Annotated in this window: 1 protein-coding gene; it reads left to right on the top strand. The window is 39.9% G+C overall.

Features of this window, described 5'->3' with window-relative positions:
• On the top strand, positions 1-233 hold a 233-nt coding region (locus tag Q0842_RS16250), incomplete at both ends, for a hypothetical protein (protein WP_298500572.1).

The following is a 233-nucleotide window of genomic DNA, read 5'->3' as shown; positions in this document are numbered from 1 at the left end:
GCTAGTTCTACAGTAGAATGTATTGCGGATGCTACACAACCTACAGCACCTGTTGTAACAGATGTATGTGGTAACGAAATTACGCCTGTAATGACAGAGAATGCTGATCCAGCTTGTGAAGGAGATAAAATTTATACGTTCACTTATACAGATTGTGCAGGTAATGAATCGGTTTATACGTATACATACACGATTGATGTAACAACTTTACCTGTGGTGCCAGCCAATGCTAG

Source organism: uncultured Algibacter sp. (assembly GCF_947495675.1).
Taxonomy (GTDB): Bacteria; Bacteroidota; Bacteroidia; order Flavobacteriales; family Flavobacteriaceae; genus Algibacter_B.
Note: the sequence above shows the minus strand (reverse complement) of the source record. Positions and strands in the feature narration are given on the sequence as shown.